General features: G+C 70.1%; 21 protein-coding genes and 1 pseudogene. 13 read left to right on the forward strand and 9 right to left on the reverse strand.

Annotation, left to right across the window (positions count from 1 at the left end):
• Positions 1-151: 151 nt before the first annotated feature.
• Positions 152-538 (reverse strand): DUF1761 domain-containing protein, encoded by a 387-nt coding sequence (locus tag ACNAYW_RS15530; RefSeq protein ID WP_415850581.1) that lies wholly within the window; start codon positions 536-538, stop codon positions 152-154.
• Between the two features lie 69 nt (positions 539-607).
• On the opposite strand from ACNAYW_RS15530, the gene ACNAYW_RS15535 reads away from it, so the two are divergent.
• The 4 genes from ACNAYW_RS15535 to ACNAYW_RS15550 are packed head-to-tail and all read left to right on the forward strand — an operon-like array spanning position 608 to position 6,704.
• Entirely contained in the window at positions 608-1,267 is a 660-nt protein-coding gene (locus ACNAYW_RS15535) for a TetR/AcrR family transcriptional regulator (RefSeq protein ID WP_415850582.1), read from the forward strand.
• Between the two features lie 52 nt (positions 1,268-1,319).
• On the forward strand, positions 1,320-4,973 hold the full coding sequence (mfd, locus tag ACNAYW_RS15540; RefSeq protein ID WP_415850583.1) for a transcription-repair coupling factor: 3,654 nt from the start codon (positions 1,320-1,322) through the stop codon (positions 4,971-4,973).
• Positions 4,970-5,932 (forward strand): nucleoside triphosphate pyrophosphohydrolase, encoded by a 963-nt coding sequence (locus tag ACNAYW_RS15545; RefSeq protein WP_415850584.1) that lies wholly within the window; start codon positions 4,970-4,972, stop codon positions 5,930-5,932. Before mfd ends, ACNAYW_RS15545 begins: the two co-directional genes overlap by 4 nt.
• A 43-nt stretch (positions 5,933-5,975) precedes the next feature.
• On the forward strand, positions 5,976-6,704 hold the full coding sequence (locus tag ACNAYW_RS15550; RefSeq protein WP_415850585.1) for a lytic transglycosylase domain-containing protein: 729 nt from the start codon (positions 5,976-5,978) through the stop codon (positions 6,702-6,704).
• A gap of 3 nt (positions 6,705-6,707) precedes the next feature.
• On the opposite strand, the gene ACNAYW_RS15555 is transcribed toward ACNAYW_RS15550, so the two are convergent.
• The 5 genes from ACNAYW_RS15555 to ACNAYW_RS15575 all read right to left on the reverse strand — a co-directional run bounded on the left by ACNAYW_RS15555 (position 6,708) and on the right by ACNAYW_RS15575 (position 8,848).
• Positions 6,708-7,004 (reverse strand): MerR family transcriptional regulator, encoded by a 297-nt coding sequence (locus tag ACNAYW_RS15555; protein WP_415850586.1) that lies wholly within the window; start codon positions 7,002-7,004, stop codon positions 6,708-6,710.
• A 158-nt stretch (positions 7,005-7,162) separates the two neighbouring features.
• Positions 7,163-7,501, reverse strand: a complete 339-nt coding sequence (locus tag ACNAYW_RS15560) for a hypothetical protein (RefSeq protein WP_415850587.1) — start codon at positions 7,499-7,501, stop codon at positions 7,163-7,165.
• Positions 7,502-7,556: 55 nt separating this feature from the next.
• Positions 7,557-8,384: a DoxX family protein gene (locus ACNAYW_RS15565; protein ID WP_415850588.1), complete on the reverse strand. Its 828-nt coding sequence runs from the start codon at positions 8,382-8,384 to the stop codon at positions 7,557-7,559.
• 34 nt (positions 8,385-8,418) lie between these two features.
• Positions 8,419-8,628 carry a CsbD family protein gene (locus ACNAYW_RS15570; protein ID WP_415850589.1) on the reverse strand — a complete coding sequence of 70 codons (210 nt, stop codon included), beginning with the start codon at positions 8,626-8,628 and terminating at the stop codon, positions 8,419-8,421.
• Positions 8,629-8,674: 46 nt separating this feature from the next.
• Positions 8,675-8,848, reverse strand: a complete 174-nt coding sequence (locus tag ACNAYW_RS15575; protein ID WP_415850590.1) for a hypothetical protein — start codon at positions 8,846-8,848, stop codon at positions 8,675-8,677.
• 275 nt (positions 8,849-9,123) lie between these two features.
• Between ACNAYW_RS15575 and ACNAYW_RS15580 the strand changes: the two genes are divergently transcribed.
• The 3 genes and pseudogenes from ACNAYW_RS15580 to ACNAYW_RS15590 all read left to right on the forward strand — a co-directional run bounded on the left by ACNAYW_RS15580 (position 9,124) and on the right by ACNAYW_RS15590 (position 10,350).
• The gene (locus tag ACNAYW_RS15580) at positions 9,124-9,339 is read left to right on the forward strand and encodes a hypothetical protein (protein ID WP_415850591.1); all 216 of its coding nucleotides are present in this window, start codon (positions 9,124-9,126) and stop codon (positions 9,337-9,339) included.
• Positions 9,340-9,460: 121 nt separating this feature from the next.
• Positions 9,461-9,896, forward strand: a pseudogene (locus ACNAYW_RS15585) (pyrimidine dimer DNA glycosylase/endonuclease V).
• Between the two features lie 247 nt (positions 9,897-10,143).
• Positions 10,144-10,350 carry a cold-shock protein gene (locus tag ACNAYW_RS15590; protein ID WP_415850592.1) on the forward strand — a complete coding sequence of 69 codons (207 nt, stop codon included), beginning with the start codon at positions 10,144-10,146 and terminating at the stop codon, positions 10,348-10,350.
• Positions 10,351-10,744: 394 nt separating this feature from the next.
• On the opposite strand, the gene ACNAYW_RS15595 is transcribed toward ACNAYW_RS15590, so the two are convergent.
• On the reverse strand, positions 10,745-10,996 hold the full coding sequence (locus ACNAYW_RS15595) for a DUF3263 domain-containing protein (protein WP_326482783.1): 252 nt from the start codon (positions 10,994-10,996) through the stop codon (positions 10,745-10,747).
• A complete protein-coding gene (locus ACNAYW_RS15600; RefSeq protein ID WP_231884501.1) occupies positions 10,990-11,421 on the reverse strand; it encodes a hypothetical protein in 432 nt (143 codons plus the stop codon). Before ACNAYW_RS15600 ends, ACNAYW_RS15595 begins: the two co-directional genes overlap by 7 nt.
• A gap of 585 nt (positions 11,422-12,006) precedes the next feature.
• Between ACNAYW_RS15600 and rhuM the strand changes: the two genes are divergently transcribed.
• Complete coding sequence (gene rhuM / locus ACNAYW_RS15605) at positions 12,007-13,068, forward strand: RhuM family protein (protein WP_231884500.1); 1,062 nt, start codon at positions 12,007-12,009, stop codon at positions 13,066-13,068.
• A 70-nt stretch (positions 13,069-13,138) separates the two neighbouring features.
• Here the strand turns inward: rhuM and ACNAYW_RS15610 are convergent, their stop codons facing one another.
• Complete coding sequence (locus ACNAYW_RS15610) at positions 13,139-15,622, reverse strand: hypothetical protein (RefSeq protein ID WP_415850593.1); 2,484 nt, start codon at positions 15,620-15,622, stop codon at positions 13,139-13,141.
• A gap of 228 nt (positions 15,623-15,850) precedes the next feature.
• Between ACNAYW_RS15610 and ACNAYW_RS15615 the strand changes: the two genes are divergently transcribed.
• The 5 genes from ACNAYW_RS15615 to ACNAYW_RS15635 all read left to right on the forward strand — a co-directional run bounded on the left by ACNAYW_RS15615 (position 15,851) and on the right by ACNAYW_RS15635 (position 18,071).
• Positions 15,851-16,087: a helix-turn-helix transcriptional regulator gene (locus ACNAYW_RS15615; RefSeq protein WP_068524367.1), complete on the forward strand. Its 237-nt coding sequence runs from the start codon at positions 15,851-15,853 to the stop codon at positions 16,085-16,087.
• 86 nt (positions 16,088-16,173) lie between these two features.
• Positions 16,174-16,434, forward strand: coding sequence for a hypothetical protein (locus tag ACNAYW_RS15620; RefSeq protein WP_415850594.1), 261 nt, complete (start codon positions 16,174-16,176; stop codon positions 16,432-16,434).
• Entirely contained in the window at positions 16,431-16,736 is a 306-nt protein-coding gene (locus ACNAYW_RS15625) for a hypothetical protein (protein WP_415850595.1), read from the forward strand. Before ACNAYW_RS15620 ends, ACNAYW_RS15625 begins: the two co-directional genes overlap by 4 nt.
• Positions 16,733-17,083 (forward strand): hypothetical protein, encoded by a 351-nt coding sequence (locus tag ACNAYW_RS15630; protein WP_415850596.1) that lies wholly within the window; start codon positions 16,733-16,735, stop codon positions 17,081-17,083. The genes ACNAYW_RS15625 and ACNAYW_RS15630 overlap by 4 nt, the downstream gene beginning before the upstream one ends.
• Before the next feature lie 184 nt (positions 17,084-17,267).
• Positions 17,268-18,071, forward strand: coding sequence for a PD-(D/E)XK nuclease-like domain-containing protein (locus tag ACNAYW_RS15635; RefSeq protein ID WP_415850597.1), 804 nt, complete (start codon positions 17,268-17,270; stop codon positions 18,069-18,071).
• Positions 18,072-18,073: the final 2 nt, after the last annotated feature.

The raw sequence follows: 18,073 nt of genomic DNA on the forward strand, positions 1-18,073 counted from the left end.
GTTGAGCGCCGACTCCCCCACTGTGCGCCGAATCCCCCGCCGGACGCCGGTTCTCCCCCACCGAGGGCCGGATCCCCCGCTGAACGCCGCGCCCGGAGCACAGCCGGCATGCCCAGAGGGAGCTCCGACGTGCGCCGACCTGCGCCGACCGTCAGTGCAGGAGACCCAGCACCACCGCGACGAGCACCAGCTTGAGCAGCCAGTCTCCGGCGTGGATCGCCGCGGTCTGCCACGGGACGCGCTCCCAGATGATCGAGCCGGTGAGCAGCACCACCGGGAACGCGACCCACAGCACGAGGGCGAGCGCGAGGGAGTCCGGAAGATCGAGGAGATCGGAACGCTCGGCGATCCAGGCGAAGCCCGCGGCGACCACCGCGGTGCGAACGAGCTCCGCGACGACCTTCGCCGGCCCCGGCGTCCCGCGATCGAGCGCGCGGTCACCGAGAGCGCGCTGCTCGACCGGGGAGAGCAACACGTAGTAGACCGAGCTCAGAACGAATGCCGCGAGAGCGGCGACTGCGATACCTGCGACGATCATGGCGTCCTCCTTTTAGTACCAAGGAGTACGCTACGCCCGTCGCCGAGTACTGTCCAGTACTATTTTGGCATGTACACCGCACCCGATGCGCCCCGACCGCGCGGCCGGCCCGGCGGCAGCAGCGGCGCCGACCTCCTCGCCATCGCCCGGAATCTGTTCCTCGACCGGGGCTTCGCCGGCACCACCATGGACGCCGTCGCCGCCGGCGCCCGGATCTCCAAACAGACCCTCTACCGGCAGTACCCGTCGAAGGACGACCTGTACGCGGCGGTCGTCCGGGACTGGGTGGACCGCGGCCGCGACGCCATGCGCCCGCACCTCGACGCACTCATGTCGACCGACGACGCCGGGCGCGGACTGCGCGCGCTCGCCGGCACGCTGCAGGCGGGGGTGCTGAGCACGCCCGTCCTGCGGATGCGCACCCTCGTGGCCGCAGAAGCGCAGCGCTTCCCCGCCGTGGCCGACGACTACGTGCGGCGCAGCTGGGACCGCAACCAAGCGCTGCTGGCCCACGCACTCGCCCACCTCGCAGGCCGCGGCCTGCTGCGCATCGACGATCCGGCGGCCGCCGCCGAGCAGTTCACCTGGCTCGCGCTGGCCGCGCCGCTGAACCGGCTCACGCTCACCGGCGGCCGGACCGGCGGCACGCAGGAGGAATCGGACGCCGTCGCCGACGAGGCGGTGACGACCTTCCTGGCCCGCTACGCCCCGCCCGGCTCCGCCGGCTGAACCGCGCTCGGGTCCGTCGGCACGTGTCGGACCGCGCCAATACACTGGTTCGGTGCCTGACGCCGCCCCCTCCTCCGTCCCAGCCCTCTCCGGACTGACCAGGGCGGTCGCCGCCGATCCCGACATCGCCGCCTTCGCGGAGGCCGCGGGCAGGCCCGACCTCACGGTCACCGCGGTCGACGGTGCGCGTCCCTTCCTCGTCGCGGCGCTCGCCGACCGCGCCCCCGTCCTCGTCGCCACCGCCACCGGGCGCGAGGCCGACGACCTGACCTCCGAGCTGCGGGAGATGCTGGGCGACGGTGCCGTGGCCCAGTTCCCCAGCTGGGAGACGCTGCCGCACGAGCGCCTCTCCCCCGGCGCCGACACCGTCGGGCGCCGACTGCAGGTGCTGCGCCGCCTGGCCCACCCGGAGGACGCGCAGTACGGCGAGCCCCTGCGGGCCGTCGTGGCGACGGTCCGCTCCCTGGTGCAGCCGATGGCGCCGGGGCTCGGCGACGCCCCGTCGATCACGCTGCGCGAGGGCGTCGAGCACGACTTCGATCAGCTCATCGAGACCCTCGTGGAGCTCGCCTACACGCGGGTCGACATGGTGGGCAAGCGCGGCGAGTTCGCCGTCCGCGGCGGCATCCTCGACGTCTTCCCCACGACGACGGATCTGCCGGTGCGCGTCGAGTTCTGGGGCGACGAGATCACCGACCTGCGCGCCTTCTCCGTGGCCGACCAGCGCTCGCAGCCGGAGGTCGAGGTCGGCACCGTGCACGTCTACCCGTGCCGCGAGCTGCTGCTCACCGCCGAGGTCCGCGAGCGTGCGGCGGCGCTCAAGGCCGAACACGAGTCGGACGCCGCCCTGGTGGAGATGCTGGAGAAGCTCTCCCAGGGCATCCCGGTGGAGGGCATGGAGGCCCTCATCCCCGCGCTCATCCCGGGCGAGTTGCAACTGCTGACCGACGTCCTGCCCGCGGGCGCGCACACGGTGCTCCTCGATCCCGAGAAGATCCGCACCCGCGCAGCGGATCTCGGACGCACCGGCCAGGAGTTCCTCGAGGCCTCGTGGACCGCGGCCGCGCTCGGCTCCGCCGCGCCGCTGGACCCGTCGGGGATGAACCTGGGCGCCAGCGCCTACCGCTCGCTCGACGAGGTGCACGCCTCGGTCTCGGGCGCCGGCCGCCCGTGGTGGACGGTCTCGCCGCTCGCGACGGGCCCGGACCAGGGACCGGACCACCTCACCGTCCGCGCCGAACACGCGCCCGCGCCACGGGGTTCCGAGGCCGAGGCGGAGAAGCTCTTCGCGACGCTGCGCGCCCACGCCGCGTCCGGCGGCACCGGCGTGATCGTGGTCGCGGGCCAGGGTACGCGCGCCCGCATCCTGGAGCGGCTGCGCGACGCGGAGGTCCCCGCCACCGAGTTGGACGCGGGCGCGGCCCCGCAGGCGGGCACCGTCGGCGTGCTGCGCGGCAGTCTGCAGACGGGCCTGACCGCGCCCGCAGAGAAGCTGGTGCTGCTCGCCGAGCCCGACCTCACGGGCAACCGGGTCGCGGGCGTCGGGGACGGCCGGCGCCTTCCCGCCAAGCGCCGCAACCAGGTCGACCCCCTCGCCCTGACCGCCGGCGACCTCGTGGTGCACGACGAGCACGGCATCGGCAAGTTCGTGGAGATGATCGAGCGGACCGTCGCGGGCGCCCGTCGCGAGTACCTGGTGATCGAGTACGCGCCGGGCAAGCGGGGCCAGCCGGGCGACAAGCTCTTCGTCCCGATGGAATCGCTGGACCAGCTCTCGCGGTACGTCGGCGGCGAGATGCCGGCGCTGTCGAAGATGGGCGGCAGCGACTGGCAGAACACCAAGCGCAAGGCGCGCAAGGCCGTCCGCGAGATCGCGGGCGAGCTGGTGCAGCTCTACGCGGCCCGCAACGCGGCACCGGGCCACGCCTTCGCGCCCGACTCCCCGTGGCAGCGCGAGATGGAGGACGCCTTCCCGTTCACCGAGACCGTCGACCAGATGACGGTGATCGGCGATGTGAAGGCCGACATGGAGAAGGCCGTCCCCATGGACCGCGTGGTGATCGGCGACGTGGGCTACGGCAAGACGGAGATCGCGGTGCGCGCCGCCTTCAAGGCCGTGCAGGACGGCAAGCAGGTGGCGGTCCTGGTACCCACGACCCTACTGGCGCAACAGCATCTGAAGACCTTCGAGGAACGGATGCAGGGCTTCCCGGTCACCGTCAAGGGCCTGTCCCGGTTCACCGACAAGCTGGAGACCCGGGCCGTGCTCGAGGGCCTCGCCGACGGCAGTGTCGACGTAGTGGTCGGCACCCACCGACTGCTGCAGACCGGCGTCCGGTGGAAGGACCTCGGACTGGTCGTGGTCGACGAGGAGCAGCGCTTCGGTGTCGAGCACAAGGAGCACATCAAGGCGCTGCGGACCAATGTGGACGTGCTGACCATGAGCGCGACCCCGATCCCCCGCACGCTGGAGATGAGCATGGCCGGCATCCGCGAGATGTCCACCATCCTCACGCCGCCCGAGGAGCGGCACCCGGTGCTCACCTACGTGGGCGCGTACGACGACAAGCAGGTGGCCGCGGCCATCCGCCGCGAGCTGCTGCGCGACGGCCAGGTCTTCTACGTGCACAACCGCGTCAGCTCGATCGACCGCGCCGCCAAGCACCTCCGCGACATGGTGCCGGAGGCGCGCGTGGTGGTGGCGCACGGGCAGATGGGCGAGGAGGCGCTGGAAAGCACCGTGCAGGGCTTCTGGAACCGCGAGTTCGACGTGCTGGTGTGCACCACCATCGTCGAGACCGGCCTGGACATCTCGAACGCGAACACCCTCATCGTGGAACGGGCCGAGAACCTGGGCCTGAGCCAGCTGCACCAGCTGCGGGGCCGCGTGGGCCGCTCGCGCGAGCGCGGCTACGCCTATTTCCTCTACCCGTCGGAGAAGCCGCTCACCGAGACCGCCTACGACCGGTTGGCGACCATCGCGCAGAACAACGACCTCGGCGCCGGCATGGCCGTCGCGATGAAGGACCTCGAGATCCGCGGCGCCGGCAACGTTCTCGGCGCCGAGCAGTCCGGCCACGTCGCCGGCGTCGGCTTCGACCTGTACGTGCGGCTCGTCGGCGAGGCGGTGGAGGCCTACCGCGCCGCCGCCGACGGCAAGCCGATCCCGGTGGCGGAGGAGCAGAAGGAGGTGCGCATCGACCTGCCGGTGGACGCGCACATCCCGCCCGATTACGTCACCAGCGATCGGCTGCGCCTGGAGGCGTACCGCAAACTGGCCGCGGCGCATGACGATACGGCCGTCGCCGAGGTGCTCACCGAGCTCACCGACCGGTACGGCCCGCCGCCCGTGGAGGTGGAGCGGCTCGCGGCGATCGCCCGGCTGCGCTCGCTCGCGCGGGACGCGGGGGTCACCGAGATCACCGTGACCGGCACGAACCTCCGGATCGCGCCCATGGAACTGCTGGATTCGCAGCAGATGCGGCTCAAGCGGCTCTACCCCGGCGGCTCGTACCGCGCCGCGACGCGCACCATCACGTTCCCGCTCCCCCGGGTCGGCGGGGGCGGCGTCGGCAGCGAGCGGGTGCGCGACATCGAGGTGCTGCAGGCCGTCGCCGACTTCCTCGCCGCGATGGCCGGCAAGGGCGCCGGCTACTGGCGGCTCGATCAGCCGCCCCGCGCCGCCGCGGCGGCGGAGGCCCCGTGACCGGGGCGCGCGGCACCGTCGTCCTGCTCGATCCCGCGTTGCCCACGCTGCTGCCCGTCGCGGCGCTCGGGCGGCTGTCCGGCCCCGTGTACTACACGGAGGAGCTGCCGGTGCGGCTCGCCTGGCACCTGCCCGACGGGCGGCCCGCGCTCGGCGCGGATCTGCCCGACGGGGCGACGCTGCTCACCTCCGATCGCGAGCACCCGGCCGCCGCCGCGCTGCGGGCGGGCGGCGCCGACGTGATCGCCGCGCCCCGGCCCGCCGGACTGGCCGTCCTCGACACCGTCGAGCTGATCGACCGGCTGCGGCGCGAGGGCCCGTGGGAATCGGAACAGACGCACGCCAGCCTGCTGCGGTACCTCGTGGAGGAGACCTACGAGGTGGCCGACGCGGTCGCCGCCCTCGACGATCCCACGGGCGGGGCGGCAGCTGCGGACGAGCTGCGCAGCGAACTCGGCGACCTGCTGCTGCAGGTGGTCTTCCACTCCCGGATCGCGGAGGAGGGCCCGCACCCCTTCGGCATCGACGACGTGGCCCGCACGCTCGCCGCCAAAGTGCGCCGGCGCACGCCGCACCTGGCCGACGGGGCCGAGGTCGACGTGGCGACCCAGGCGGAGAACTGGGAACGGCAGAAGCGGATCGAACGCGGCGACCGCGCCTCGGTGCTCGACTCGATCTCCCTCGGGCAGCCCGCGTTGGCGCTGGTGGCGAAGGTCTTCGAGCGGCTCCGCACCGTCGACTTCCCGGCCGAGCTCGTCCCGGAGGACGTGCGCACCGTCACCGTCGACCCGACGGAGCCGGATGCGGCCTACGAGCTGGACTACCGGCGGCGCGTCCTCGCGTTCATGGATCGGGTGCGCGAGGCCGAGGCGCTGATGGCCTCCGACGGGGTAGACTCCTGGGTCACCGCCTGGGGGGCCGGCCGCGCCGGGAACCCCGAGGCACGGCCCGGACGTTGAGATCGCGTCCCCCACTTTTCGGCGAGAGAGTCACGGCAAGGTCATGGTCAGTTCCCGCATGCGCGCGGCGTTCGTCGTCGGCGTCGCGTCGACGGTGCTCGCCGGCTGCGGCGCGATCGACCCGCGTCCGGACATCCCGCAGGGCATCCCGCCCGGCGCGGGCGCACCCGTGCCGTTGATCAACGTCAACGGCCCCGGCCGCACGTCGGATCTGCTCCGCGACTGGGCCACCCCCATCAGCGTGGCCACCGGGATCCCCGTGATCTCCCTGGAGGCCTACGGCAACGCGGCCGAGGCGCTGCGCCAACGCACGCCCGAGTGCGGTATCGCGTGGACCACCCTGGCGGGCATCGCCTTCATCGAGAGCAAGCACGGCACCTACCACGGCGCGACGATCGCTCCGAACGGGAAGGTCTCGCCGCCCATCCGCGGCGTGCCGCTCGACGGGACGAACGGCAACCAGGAGATCCTGGCGACGGGCACCGACCCGCACCGGCCGAACGCGAAGTACGACGCCGCGATGGGCCCGTTCCAGTTCATCCCGGAGACGTGGCAGCGGTTCGGCGTGGACGCCAACGGCGACGGCGCGGCCGACCCGGACAACATCGACGACGCCGCGATGACCGCGGCGCGCTACCTGTGCGTCTCGGGCAAGGACCTCACCACGGCGAAGGGCTGGGAGAAGGCCGTCATGGTCTACAACCAGTCCCGCAAGTACGTCCTCGACGTGCGTGACGCCGCGGCGGCGTATTCGGTGAACGTGCAGCCGTAACCGCTACTCGGCGCGAGCGGAATCGAGCTGCGCCCGCAGGTCGGCGCACTCGTCCTCCAGCGCCAGGATGCGCTCGACGCCCGGGAGGTTGACCCCGGTGGCGACGAGTTCCGTGATCCGACGGATGCGTCCGATGTCGTCCTCGCTGTATCGGCGGGTGCCGCCCGCCGTGCGCTGGGGCCGGATCAGATGCCTCCGCTGGTAGAGGCGGAGCGTCTGGAGACCGACCTGCGACAGCTCCGACGCCACCGAGATGCTGTACACGCCGAGATCGGAGCGCACGCGATGCGACTGCGTCATCGCACTCCTCCTTCGCCCGTTCGCTCCCGGGCACCGCACTGCTGCGTCGCACGCGAACGAAAACCTGATGCGTCCACTGTAGATCCCGCGGCCCGGCCGACGTGGGACCACCCGCCGTCCCCGCGGCGCGCCCAGGGGATCCGGGTCCGCGGGGACGGTCAGGTGTGCGGGACGTCGGCCAGCGGCGGCAGGTCGCCGACGGCGGCGTCGTAGGCGTCGATCAGCCAGGCCGCCGAGCGGTCGGCGATCAGCACGGCCGCGCCCTCGTCGAGGGCACCGTCGAAGAACCGGATCCGCCACGGGGCTCCGGCGTCCTCGTCGGCCAGGCCGACCACCGTCTCGGTGTTCGTCGCGAGCAGGTACCGCCCGAGCTCGAAGTCGACGCGTAACGCGTACTGGCCTCCAAGGTTCTCGACCCGAGCGCTCCGCTGCGTCGACACCTCCAGCGCGTGCAGCGCGTCGGTGTACCGCCCGGTGAACTCTGGCCTGCGGGGCACGGCGTCTCGATTCTGGTCGACCTACCGCGGCCGCGATCCGGCCGGGCGGCCCACGTTACGCGACGCGCGCCCGCTTCCTCTCCGCCACCGCGGCGGAGGCCTCGTCGCGGAGGGCGTGCAGGCGCTCGCCCGCCGCATCGACGAAGCCGGACGCGGCCTCCGCCGCATCGGCCAGAACCGGTCGGGCACGGTCCACGACGTCGTCCAGGACGGGGCGCGCGCGTTCCACCGCGTCGTCGACGGCCGGCTTCACCTTCTCGGCCGCGTCCGTGATCGCCGGCCTGGCCTTCTCGACGACTCCCGCGACCGCGGGCTTCGCCCTGCCGATCGCGGTCGCGCCGTACTCCTGGGCCGCGTGGGCCCGGTCCTGCCAGGTGTTCGCGTCGTCGTGGCCACCGGGGGCGATGGCCGCGACGGTGTCGGACACCCGCTCGGACGCGCGCTCCGCCGCGCGCCGTGCGCGCCAGGTGACGCCCGGCCTGCCCTCGGTATCGAAGCCCGCGATGAGCAGGCCGCCCAGCAGGGACAGGTTCTTCACGAAGTGCAGCTGTTGCTGACGCCGGGCCTCGGGGTCCGACTCCGCCCAGAACGGGTGGTCGACGACCGTCGCGGGCACGAGCGTGCCGGCGAGGGCCAGCGAGGCCGCCCGCGGCGCCCGCCCGGTGGCGAGCAGCAGGCCGCCGCCGAGCTGGACGCCCGCGTTGATGCGTACCCAACTCCGGGCGCTCGTCGGGATCGCCGGTGAATCGGGCAGGGCCTCAGTGGCTTTCTCCACCAGCGGGGCGACGGTGTCCGCCTTCTTCCCCGGGTCGCTCGTCAGGCCGGTGTAACCGGTGTAGACGAAGACCGAACCGAGCAGGGGTCGTGCGATCCGTCGAATCATGTCCAGCTCCCATCGTCATCGGGTCGCGGTCGGGTCAGTTGCCCGAGAGCTTGTCCTTCACCTCGTCGACGCCCTCCTTGACCTTGTCGGCGGCGCCGGCGATCTTGTCCTTGATCGAGGCCTCGGCCTGGTCGCCGCGACCCTCCTGCTTGAGCTGCGGATCGTCGAAGGCGGTGCCGACGGTCTCCTTGGCCCGGCCCTTGACGTCCTGCGCCTTGTTCTTGGCGTCATCGGTGAAGCTCATCGTGCTCTCCTTCGCGTCGGGGATTGCGTGTGCTGCTCGACGGCGATCAGCCGATCGGAACGCCCGTGAGGTGCACGACGAGCGGCGCCATCATCAGGCCCACCATCAGCACCAACAGGGTGACGATCACGACGCCACCGCGGGGGTGGAGAACCAGCGGCGGAGCCGCTTCGACGGAACGTCGCGGGACTCGCGCCGGGGTGGCTCGGGTGTCGTTCATCTCGCGCTCCCATCGGAAAATCTATGTCGTGTCGAGCAGATTTCACGTTATGAGCCGAACGTATTTCTGTCAACGGATCGACGAGAAAAGCCCCATCGACACCAGCAGAACCGCCCATCACCTGCACGTCCTCCGCGGTGTGCGTCTCGTCACATTCGCCACCCGGCGCTGCCCCAGCCGCTGCGGCGATCCCGACGGCGGCTGCAGCGTCGAGCCCCAGCGAAGTCGCATCCGGCTGACACCGGATCCCCAGGTTCACGGCGCACCGTCGAACCATGACCATCAGCCGAAAGACCCTCGCCGCAGCCGGATTCCTCGCGATCTCGGCCTTCGCCCTCACTCCCGCCATCGCCGCCGCCGACACCCCGTCGATGTACGACTCGTGCACCGCCACCCAGGAGGGGCAGCGCATCACCACGCCGAACGGCGACACCCTCGAATGCGTGGAGGTGGACACCGGCACCGGCTACGACTGGGAGGCGCCGAACTGAGACCCGATCGCCGCGCTCCCCTCCCCCGGCGCGCGCGATCCCGCCGAGGCGCGGGCCGCTGGACCCCGAGTCCGGCGGCCCGCGCCTGCCGACCGGAAGCCGCGCCGGATAGCGTGGGGCCATGCGCATCTGGTCGTTACACCCCCGCTACCTCGACCGGCAGGCGCTCATCGCCTGCTGGCGCGAGACGCTGCTCGCGCAGGCGGTGCTCGCCGGCCGGACCAAGGGGTACACGCGGCATCCTCAGCTGAAGGTTCCGCGCGACGCCCGAGCCGCTCGCCACGGTCGGTGCCTATCTCGCCGCCCTCGCCGACGAGGCGGACGCCAGGGGCTACAACTTCGACCGCACCCGCATCGACGAGCCCGGCGCGACCGTCGCCCCGATCGACGTGACCGACGGCCAAGTGGGCCTGGAGTGGGCGCACCTGGCGGCCAAGCTCGCAGCGCGGAGCCCCGAGGTGGCGGAGCAGTGGCGCGCCGTCGAACACCCCGATCCGCATCCGTCCTTCCACGTCGTGCCCGGCCCGGTCGCGAGCTGGGAACGCGCGAACCACTGAAGCCGCCGGCACGCTGCCCGACGAGGGCGCCGACCGGAACGCCGCGAAAGCCTGGCCGGCCCCGCGGAACTCTGCTACGATGAAATCGGTTGATTTTCTTAGTGGCTCGTTCGCGAAGATTTTCCGCGGCGGACACATCCCAAACTCCGTGAGTAGTTCCCGGTTGCTTTGTTTTCGCGTACCTCCGCACACCCAGGGCCGAAAAATTCGGTCCTGCATACCTTTTGATACTCAGGAGAGTAATCGCATGGCTCAGGGCATCGTGAAGTGGTTCAACGCCGACAAGGGCTTCGGGTTCATCACCCCGGACGCCGGCGGCAAGGACCTGTTCGTTCATTTCTCCGGCATCCTCGGCAACGGCGGCTTCCGCAGCCTCGATGAGAACGACCGCGTGTCGTTCGAGGAGGAGGCCGGCGACCGCGGCCCGCAGGCCGTCTCGGTGCAGGTCGTCTAAACACCTCGCCTCGACCGAAGGGGCCGAGGATCCACATTCGCGTGGATCCCCGGCCCCTTCGGCGTCTGTCCGGACGATCGAACATCGCCGCCCGGACCGGCCCAGATCTCGGAGCTGGATGAACGTCCGGGCCTGGGAACGATCTCAACGTTCTGCTCGTGGGCCTCGCCCTGCCCGGGTGACCGTGCCCTCGCGGCCGGCGAGGGCGGCCGGCAAGGTCGGCCGGCGCTGAGGAGTCGACGAACGCCGGTGCGCTCTCCCGCCAGGACTCGAACCTGTTCCTGAAAACGCGTTGACCTGGGAAAAGGACTCAAATCGCCAAGACGCCGCACCGAGTGAGGCGAGGGCCACGACCAGGCGAAACCGGCGCGACGGGTTGATATATCAACAACCCTCAACCTGTCAGGTCGCCCGGCCTGCTCCCCCGCGGGTGCTCAGCCCGGACGTCGCGGATGCGACGTAGCCGGCCTACGACCGCGGGCGCGTACGCCACGGCGGCCGGCTCGTCGAGCAGCCGGTTCAGCAGCTGGTAGTACCTCACCGGCGTCAGGTCGAACTCGGCGGCGATCGCGTTCTCCTTCGAGCCCCGCTGCCGCCACCAGCCCGCCTCGAAGTCGAGCATCGCGCGGTCGCGGTCGCTCAGCACGGCCCCTCCTCGACCCTCATGTTGATCCAGAGCCGCTCGTCGTCGGTCAGGGACCGGATGAGCGCGAGGAGCATCGGCACGTCCACCCAGAGCTCCTCAGCGGCCTCGGTGGCGTATCTGGTCCAGCGGAGCACCTCGACGAGGCGCTCGAGGTCGATCAGCCGCCGCGCCGCGATCGTCTCGACGGTGCGCTCCTCCTTCGCCGCGAGCACGACGTCGCGCGGGTACACCTGGCGCTCGTCGTGGACGAGCTCGTGCGCGAGCGCGGACCGGCGCTCGGCCTGCGTCATCGTCGGGTGCAGCTCGACGCGACCGTCCCGCCCGTGCCGGCCTCGCACCGCCGACGGCGCGTCGAAGCTGATCCGCAAGTGCCCGCGGGCGCGCGCCTCGCGCCACGGATGCCACGGCGGGTTCGTTCTGGTCATACCGGACGTTGTACACGCGTCGACCGACAAGAAAACGCTCTGACCAGGAACTACACCGTTGTTATTCGCAGAATCGGGCTTGGATAGCACAACGCCCCGGGCGCTCGAAGCGTCTCCGGGGCGGCACTCCCCATCAGGGGATTTGATCAACGTCTTGGCAGGACGACACCGACAATAACCGATGCCGCGCGGCTTAGCAGCGGCTCACGGGAAACTACAACGGTGTCGTTACGACACGCCCGACCCGCCAGCCTGTGGATGAATTCCTTCTACCTCACTTGACCTGCGGAGATGGACGCTCCATCCACAGATTAATCCACAGGACCGGGTGAAAAAACTCACAGGGACGCATCGGCGCGTCCCGCCACTTGCGGGGGGCCGCGATATAGTGAGCGATGTTCGATGCAGAGATGCGCCGAACCGGCCCCGCCAGCACCCAAGTGCAGCGGACCGACACGATCCGTCGATCAACGTCTTGGCAGGACGACCTGGTCGATGGTAGCCAGCGTGCCGCCGACTCTCCAAATCGAGAGCTGTCGGTGCGCGGTTGGAACGTGGGGCCGACCATCGACCAAGGAGCAAACCTTGACCGAGCTCGAGACGGGTCCCGATGGGCCCGAAGGTGAGATGTTCGTCTTCCGAACCGAAGACGGCCGCGTTGAAGTCCACTTCCGCCCCTTCAACGGAAGCCTCTGGATGACCCAGTCGGAGATCGCCATCCTCTACGACATCACCGTCGCGACGGTGAGTCGACATCTCAAGAAGGTGTACGAGAGCGGCGAGCTCACGCGCGCGGCAACTGTTACACATCGTGAAAAAGTTGGGCTTGAGCAGGGGCGACAGGTGGCCCGTCGCATCGAGCAGTACAACCTGGAGGCGATCCTCGCTGTTGGTTACCGCGTCCAGGGGCCGCGCGGTATCCAGTTCCGAAACTGGGCGACCCCCCTGCTCAAGGAGTTCCTCGTCAAGGGCTTCGTGATGAACGACGAGCGCCTCAAGGACCCCGCTGGCGCCGACTACTTCAACGAGCTGCTCAGTCGAATCCGGGAGATTCGGACCTCCGAGGCTCGGTTCTACAAGCAGATCCGCGACATCTTCGCCACCACGTCGATCGACTATGTCGCATCTGACCCTGGCGCGGCCGCCGTCTTCGCGCAGATCCAGAACTCACTGCACTTCGCGATCACCGGGAACACCGCGCCCGAGATCATCGCGATGCGTGCGGACCCTCAGGCCCCGAACATGGGCCTGACCAGTTACAAGGGCACGAAGGTGTGCAAGGACGACGTCAGGTGGGCGAAGAACTACTTGACCGAGGAGGAGCTCCAGCGGCTCAACCTGCTGACCTCGCAATTCCTCGAGTACGCCGAGGGCATGGCGATGCGGCGGCGTGAGATGCGGATGGCGGACTGGGTGCAGAAGACCAGCGACTTCATCCAGTTCAACGAGTACCCCGTCCTCGCCGGCAAGGGCAGCGTGAGTCGGAGCAGCGCAGAGGAACTTGCGTTCGAGCGTTACTCGATCTACAAGCAGATGCGGGACTCGGAGACTCGTGGCGCCGAGGTTGCCGTTGAGGTCGCGGACATCCGGCGGATCGAGCAGCAGATCCTCGCCGACCGGAAGCGGCTGAACCGCCCGCCGGCCTAGGCCGCCACCGCCCGCGCTGAGACCCCACGTCTCCGCGCGGGCCCTGCGGCCCGCGCAACGCTGAATCCGCTCACGCGCCGCCCTCCGGCCCCTCTCCATCCGGTCCTTCGGCATCGCGGTCCTGGGCCTCGTGTCGACGCTCAGCGTCGGTCAGGCCCGGCACGAAGCGAGCGACCAGCTCGTGCGCCTGTTGCGCGTCCGAAGCCCGGAATGCCTCCCAGGCGCCCGCCGGCGCGCCCGCTCCCTGCCACGCCTTCCACTGTTCCCAGTGCTCGTCGTAGACCGGTTCACCGTTCGGCCAGCGGTCCGGGCCATCCGGATGGGCGTTACCTGTCAAGTCCGGAGCCTGGCGGCCTTCGTCTGCACGCTGTTCGGCTTGCATATCCGAAACGCTAGATACAAGTTCGGAGGTAGACGTCGGCCGGTCCGGCGCTTTGGCCGATCGGTAGGACATCCAGTCGGCAGGCTCGCCGGCCTCGCGCCACGCCTGGAACCGATCGGCGTCGACCGCTTCGACAGGCCGGTGATCGGGCCAGGCCGCCGATGCGGCGAGTTCAACGGGGAGGTCGGGGCCGGCGTATCGGGCAGGGGTCGTGACGTCGACGGCGGCGCCGTGCACGATCGCGTTGCGCAGTTGCCGCAGGTCCGCCCCGGGTGTGCGAGTACTGCTCCGGGCCGCTGCGAGCGCCTCCGCGGGCGAGATGCCTGTCGCCGACGCGAGCCCGTCAACGATGATCTGCTGCACGCGCTCGATGGTCTCCGAGGCGACCACCAACACCCGGCGTTGTCCGGCGAACGTGTTGGAGACGACGGTCTGAGTCCAGTCCACTTCCGCTTCGATCTTCCGGATCGCCCGGAGGGTCCGGTCGATTCCGGCGAACCCGGTGAGGAGAGGTTCGGCGACCTCGAAGGGCAGGTGGGCCATGATGGCAGCCGGGCCCAGTGCGGTGATCAGGCTGGCGTACCGCCGGTAGGTCTCGACGATGTCGGTGTGGTCGAGCGCGACATTGTCGACGGTGCTGTCGCCGGCCTCGAGCCGGTATCCGCTGACGATGTCCTCGAAGTCCGCTGCGGTGCGCGTGTACACCTCGGCCTCGGACGCGACAGGCTCACGGTTGACGGTGGTCCGTCGCGGGGTCGAGAGGCTCCGCCCGATCTCAGCAGCGGTGGCGCGGGTGCGCTCACCGACGATCCGTGGCGCAGAGCCGCTGATAGTGGTCGGTTGCGGCGGGCGGGGCGGCAGTGGCGTGGGGGCAGCACCCGACGCCACGAACGCGGCGACCCCCTCGTCGATCGCTTCCCTGAAAGCGCGCATGACCTGCAGGGACGACTCGAAAATCGTGGCCTGGGCCGTGATGGTGTTGCCGACCGTGTTGGCGGTCTGCCCCCACGCCCGGGATCCGGTGGCGGACTGCTCGATCTTGTTCGTCTGCGCGGCGAGCACCGAGCCGTTGTCGAACGCGGACTGGTACCTGACGGCCACTGTGAACGGCAACTGCCCAACTTCGGCGGGGCCAAGGCTACGCACCAGGCGTGCGTGGCGCTCATACTCGGCGATGAGGTTGCCGATGGGGAGGACGACCCCTTGTCCGGCGACGGCTTTCGCGTTTTCGACAGCTGCTCGGTTAGCGGCGGTCGCTTCGGCTATGGTGCTCTCGATCAGTCGGGCGATGGTCTTCTCATCCGGGCCCATCGAGCCCTCGGCGCCGACGGGGGCGTCAAGGCTTTGAACGAAGTATGTCGCGCCCTCGGGGTCGTAGTGAAGGCTCCGCTCCGCCTCAGCGACCGCCAGTGCGGTCGGGCGCGGCGACTGGAACATCGTCGGCGACACCCACCCTGTGCGGGCGAGAGCGCGTCGAACCCAGGCGGGCGCCGCGAGGTAGCCAACGCCGCGCACGGACGCGGTGCCAACCTCCTTGAGCTGCTCGTCGAACCCTGGAATCAGGGTGTCCGCCCACAGGTCCGGCTGGCCCCGGTCAAGAGCGTCGGTGTGGACCGTCATGAGGAATCCGACCAGGACCTTGCCGTTACCGAGATTGAACTTCGCGAGCTGAGCTGGCGTGAACCCATAGAACTCGAGGAGTTGATCACGCTCCTCGTCATTGGCCGGAGGCGGGATCCGTCCTCGGTTCTTCTCGTGCGCGAGCGGCGGGTACGTGCCGCCCTGGGGCGTGACACCAGCCAGGGTAGCCAGCTCGGCCTGCGCGCGAACGACGGCGATGTTGCGAACCGCGGCGTACTCAATCTCGAGACGCGAAAGATCTGCGTTGAGCCGGGAGTAGTCCCGAACGATCGCCTCGGGCGGTCGACCGGTTGACGCGGCATCGGCCGCCCGGACGACGACTGCCGAATCAACTCGCGCGAGGTGTGCGAGCGCATCGATCGTCGCCTGCGACACGGTGCCGGCGTCACCACGGCGCAGTCGGTTGACAGTTGCGTGCGACAGCGTGAAGCCGTCGGCTTGAGCGATTTCGGCAAGGCGCCTCCCAGATGCCCCGTTGTGGCGCTCGGACGCGAGATCGATGATCTCGGCGAGCGTGGATGGTGTGTCCATAGGGAGAGCCTCAAGGGTTGGTAGTCGCTTGTTCCAGCGCGGCGCACCGGGTACGTGACAACTTACCGCTAGGGACTGCCAGGTCATTCGCCCAAAAGATCGCTTGTCATCTTGACAAGCAGTGGAACATGACACATGATCCACTTGTCAAAGCGACCATTGGAGGGCAAGATGACTGTCACGGCAATCCGACGCAGGAAGCCGCCTACTCGCAGAAGGGAGGTATGGATGCAGGTCAAGAGCGGCGACCAGATCCGGCGCCGGCGCCAGTCGATGCGGTACTCGCAGCGCGAACTCGCATACCTGGTGCGCCGATCGCAGAACACCATCCACCTGATCGAGACCGGCAAACTGCGGTCGATCAGCGAAGACCTCGCCATCGCGATCGCCGCCCGACTCGGCCGCGACTGGGACGAGCTGTTCGAGGCCCACGAAGCTGCGCCCGACGTGGAACATGCCTCATGATCCGTAGGTCAGATCGGGACAAGAAGTAGACCCCCTCCCGCTGCCACGGGTGGAGGCCCTGAACGAGAACTCGGGAAGGAGTTCGCGTGCACATTCAGCATAGCCATCCCCACGCGGATGGCACCTCGGAGGAGCCGGGCCCCAGCTGCCCGCCTGTCTCGCACACCGGCGAGCTCGTCGCGCTCGCGGCGATCGCGTTCGCGGTCGTCTACCTGTTCGCGCAGCTGCTCCGCGCGTACCCCGCCGTCGTCGGCGCCGCGGTCGTGCTCGGCGTGATCGGGTTCGGAGCCTGGGGCATGTCGGTGCATCGCGCCGGGTCCCGCGACCGAGACGGAGTGGGCCGGTGACGCCCCGCGGCACGCCGCGGCGCCTCGACGACGCCACCGTCGCCCGGCTCCGCGCCGAGCACGGGATCACCGTCGTGAAGGACCGGCCCCGCAGCGAGTACGGCCGGCCCCTCGGCCCGACCGAGATCACCGAGCAGCGGATCCGGGCGGCCCGCCGCGCGCTCACCCGCTGGGGCTTCGACCCGAACGCGCCGACCCTTCCCCGCGGAGTGGGCGTGCGACTGCGGCAGGCGATGAACCTCACTGTCCCCGAATACAACTACTTGCGCACGCAGATGGTGCGCGCTGGGAGTCACCGATGAAGAACCTGATCATCCCTGCCGTGCTGGCCGTGGCGCTTGCCTCGTGCGCGGCCCCCGCCGGCGCCACCCCGGGTGCCTACACCCGCGGCGGCAACGTCGCCGTCGTCCTCAATACCGAGGGCTGCGCTTCGATCACGTGGCCGAAGGGGTACGTGCACACCGAGTGCGGGCAGACCACCGTGATCCAGGGCCCCATCTACGCGGGCGACCGATTCGGCGCGTCCATCGTCTCCCCGACCGGCTGGGCGGTCTCGTGCCGCGTGTTCGACGTCTCCACGGGCGACCTCGTCTACAGCGCGTGGGCGCCGGGCGGAAGCACCGCGAACTGCATCCGGGTGGCGAACTGATGGCCCGCCGGTACCCGCGGCTGCGGGTCACCAAGACGTGGGTGGGCTGGGTCGTCGCCGTGATCGTGAGTCCTGACGCCGGCCCGATCCTGCAGTGCTGTCACGCGTCCCACGGTGCTGCGCTGAGGTGCGCGCACGGCACGATCGCGTTCGCACGCCTCTTCCCGCAGAGGTGGATGAGTCGATGATCGCGTTCGCCGATGAGGTCGACGGCCTGCACTTCGACATCCCCGAGGCTGAGTACCACGCGCATCCGGGCTCCCTGTCGAGCACGGGCGCGAAGCTGCTCGCCACGCGGACGCCCGCCGAGTTCCGGCACAACCAGCTCAACGGGCGCGCGCCGAAGAAGGTGTTCGACCTCGGCACGCTGGTGCACAAGATCGTGCTCGGCGCCGGCGCGACCATCGTCACCGTCGACGCCGCCGACTGGCGCACCAAGGCGGCCAAGGAGGAGCGCGACCAGGCGTACGCCGACGGCAAGACGCCGGTGCTCGAGAGGGACTGGCAGCGGGCCGAACGCATGGCCGATGCGCTGTCCCTGTCGAAGACCGCGACCGACCTGCTGAGCGTCGGCGCCCCTGAGGTGTCGATGCTCGGCACCGACCCCGAGACCGGCGTGCGCCTGCGCGGCCGCCTCGACTGGCTGCGCCCCGACGCGGTCGTCGACTTCAAGACCGCCGCCGACGCCTCCCCGCACGCGTTCGCTCGCGCGGCCGGCGACTTCGGCTACTACCAGCAGGACCCGTTCTACCGGGACCTGCTGCACCTGCTCGGCAGCCCCGTGGACGACTTCATCTTCATCGTCCAGTCGACGGAGCCGCCGCACCTCGTGTCGGTGAACCGCCTCACCCGCGACGACGTCATCGACGGCCGCACCGCGAACCGGCGCGCCATCACCACGTACGCGATCTGCACCGACACCGGCAACTGGCCCGGCTACGGCGACCAGATCAACACCATCAGCGTCCCCCCGTTCAAGAAGAAGTAGGA

The organism is Tsukamurella ocularis (genome assembly GCF_965138335.1).
In the GTDB taxonomy this organism is placed as follows: domain Bacteria; phylum Actinomycetota; class Actinomycetes; order Mycobacteriales; family Mycobacteriaceae; genus Tsukamurella; species Tsukamurella ocularis_A.

What these genes read in the sequence shown, in the direction of transcription:
- ACNAYW_RS15530 (WP_415850581.1), bottom strand. Translation starts at nt 538, where the DNA reads ATGATCGTCGCAGGTATCGCAGTCGCCGCTCTCGCGGCATTCGTTCTG.
- ACNAYW_RS15590 (WP_415850592.1), top strand. Translation starts at nt 10,144, where the DNA reads ATGGCTCAGGGCATCGTGAAGTGGTTCAACGCCGACAAGGGCTTCGGG.
- ACNAYW_RS15565 (WP_415850588.1), bottom strand. Translation starts at nt 8,384, where the DNA reads ATGATTCGACGGATCGCACGACCCCTGCTCGGTTCGGTCTTCGTCTAC.
- ACNAYW_RS15575 (WP_415850590.1), bottom strand. Translation starts at nt 8,848, where the DNA reads ATGAACGACACCCGAGCCACCCCGGCGCGAGTCCCGCGACGTTCCGTC.
- ACNAYW_RS15635 (WP_415850597.1), top strand. Translation starts at nt 17,268, where the DNA reads ATGATCGCGTTCGCCGATGAGGTCGACGGCCTGCACTTCGACATCCCC.
- ACNAYW_RS15555 (WP_415850586.1), bottom strand. Translation starts at nt 7,004, where the DNA reads ATGACGCAGTCGCATCGCGTGCGCTCCGATCTCGGCGTGTACAGCATC.
- ACNAYW_RS15570 (WP_415850589.1), bottom strand. Translation starts at nt 8,628, where the DNA reads ATGAGCTTCACCGATGACGCCAAGAACAAGGCGCAGGACGTCAAGGGC.
- ACNAYW_RS15535 (WP_415850582.1), top strand. Translation starts at nt 608, where the DNA reads ATGTACACCGCACCCGATGCGCCCCGACCGCGCGGCCGGCCCGGCGGC.
- ACNAYW_RS15550 (WP_415850585.1), top strand. Translation starts at nt 5,976, where the DNA reads ATGGTCAGTTCCCGCATGCGCGCGGCGTTCGTCGTCGGCGTCGCGTCG.
- ACNAYW_RS15610 (WP_415850593.1), bottom strand. Translation starts at nt 15,622, where the DNA reads ATGGACACACCATCCACGCTCGCCGAGATCATCGATCTCGCGTCCGAG.
- ACNAYW_RS15600 (WP_231884501.1), bottom strand. Translation starts at nt 11,421, where the DNA reads ATGACCAGAACGAACCCGCCGTGGCATCCGTGGCGCGAGGCGCGCGCC.
- ACNAYW_RS15630 (WP_415850596.1), top strand. Translation starts at nt 16,733, where the DNA reads ATGAAGAACCTGATCATCCCTGCCGTGCTGGCCGTGGCGCTTGCCTCG.
- ACNAYW_RS15580 (WP_415850591.1), top strand. Translation starts at nt 9,124, where the DNA reads ATGACCATCAGCCGAAAGACCCTCGCCGCAGCCGGATTCCTCGCGATC.
- ACNAYW_RS15615 (WP_068524367.1), top strand. Translation starts at nt 15,851, where the DNA reads ATGCAGGTCAAGAGCGGCGACCAGATCCGGCGCCGGCGCCAGTCGATG.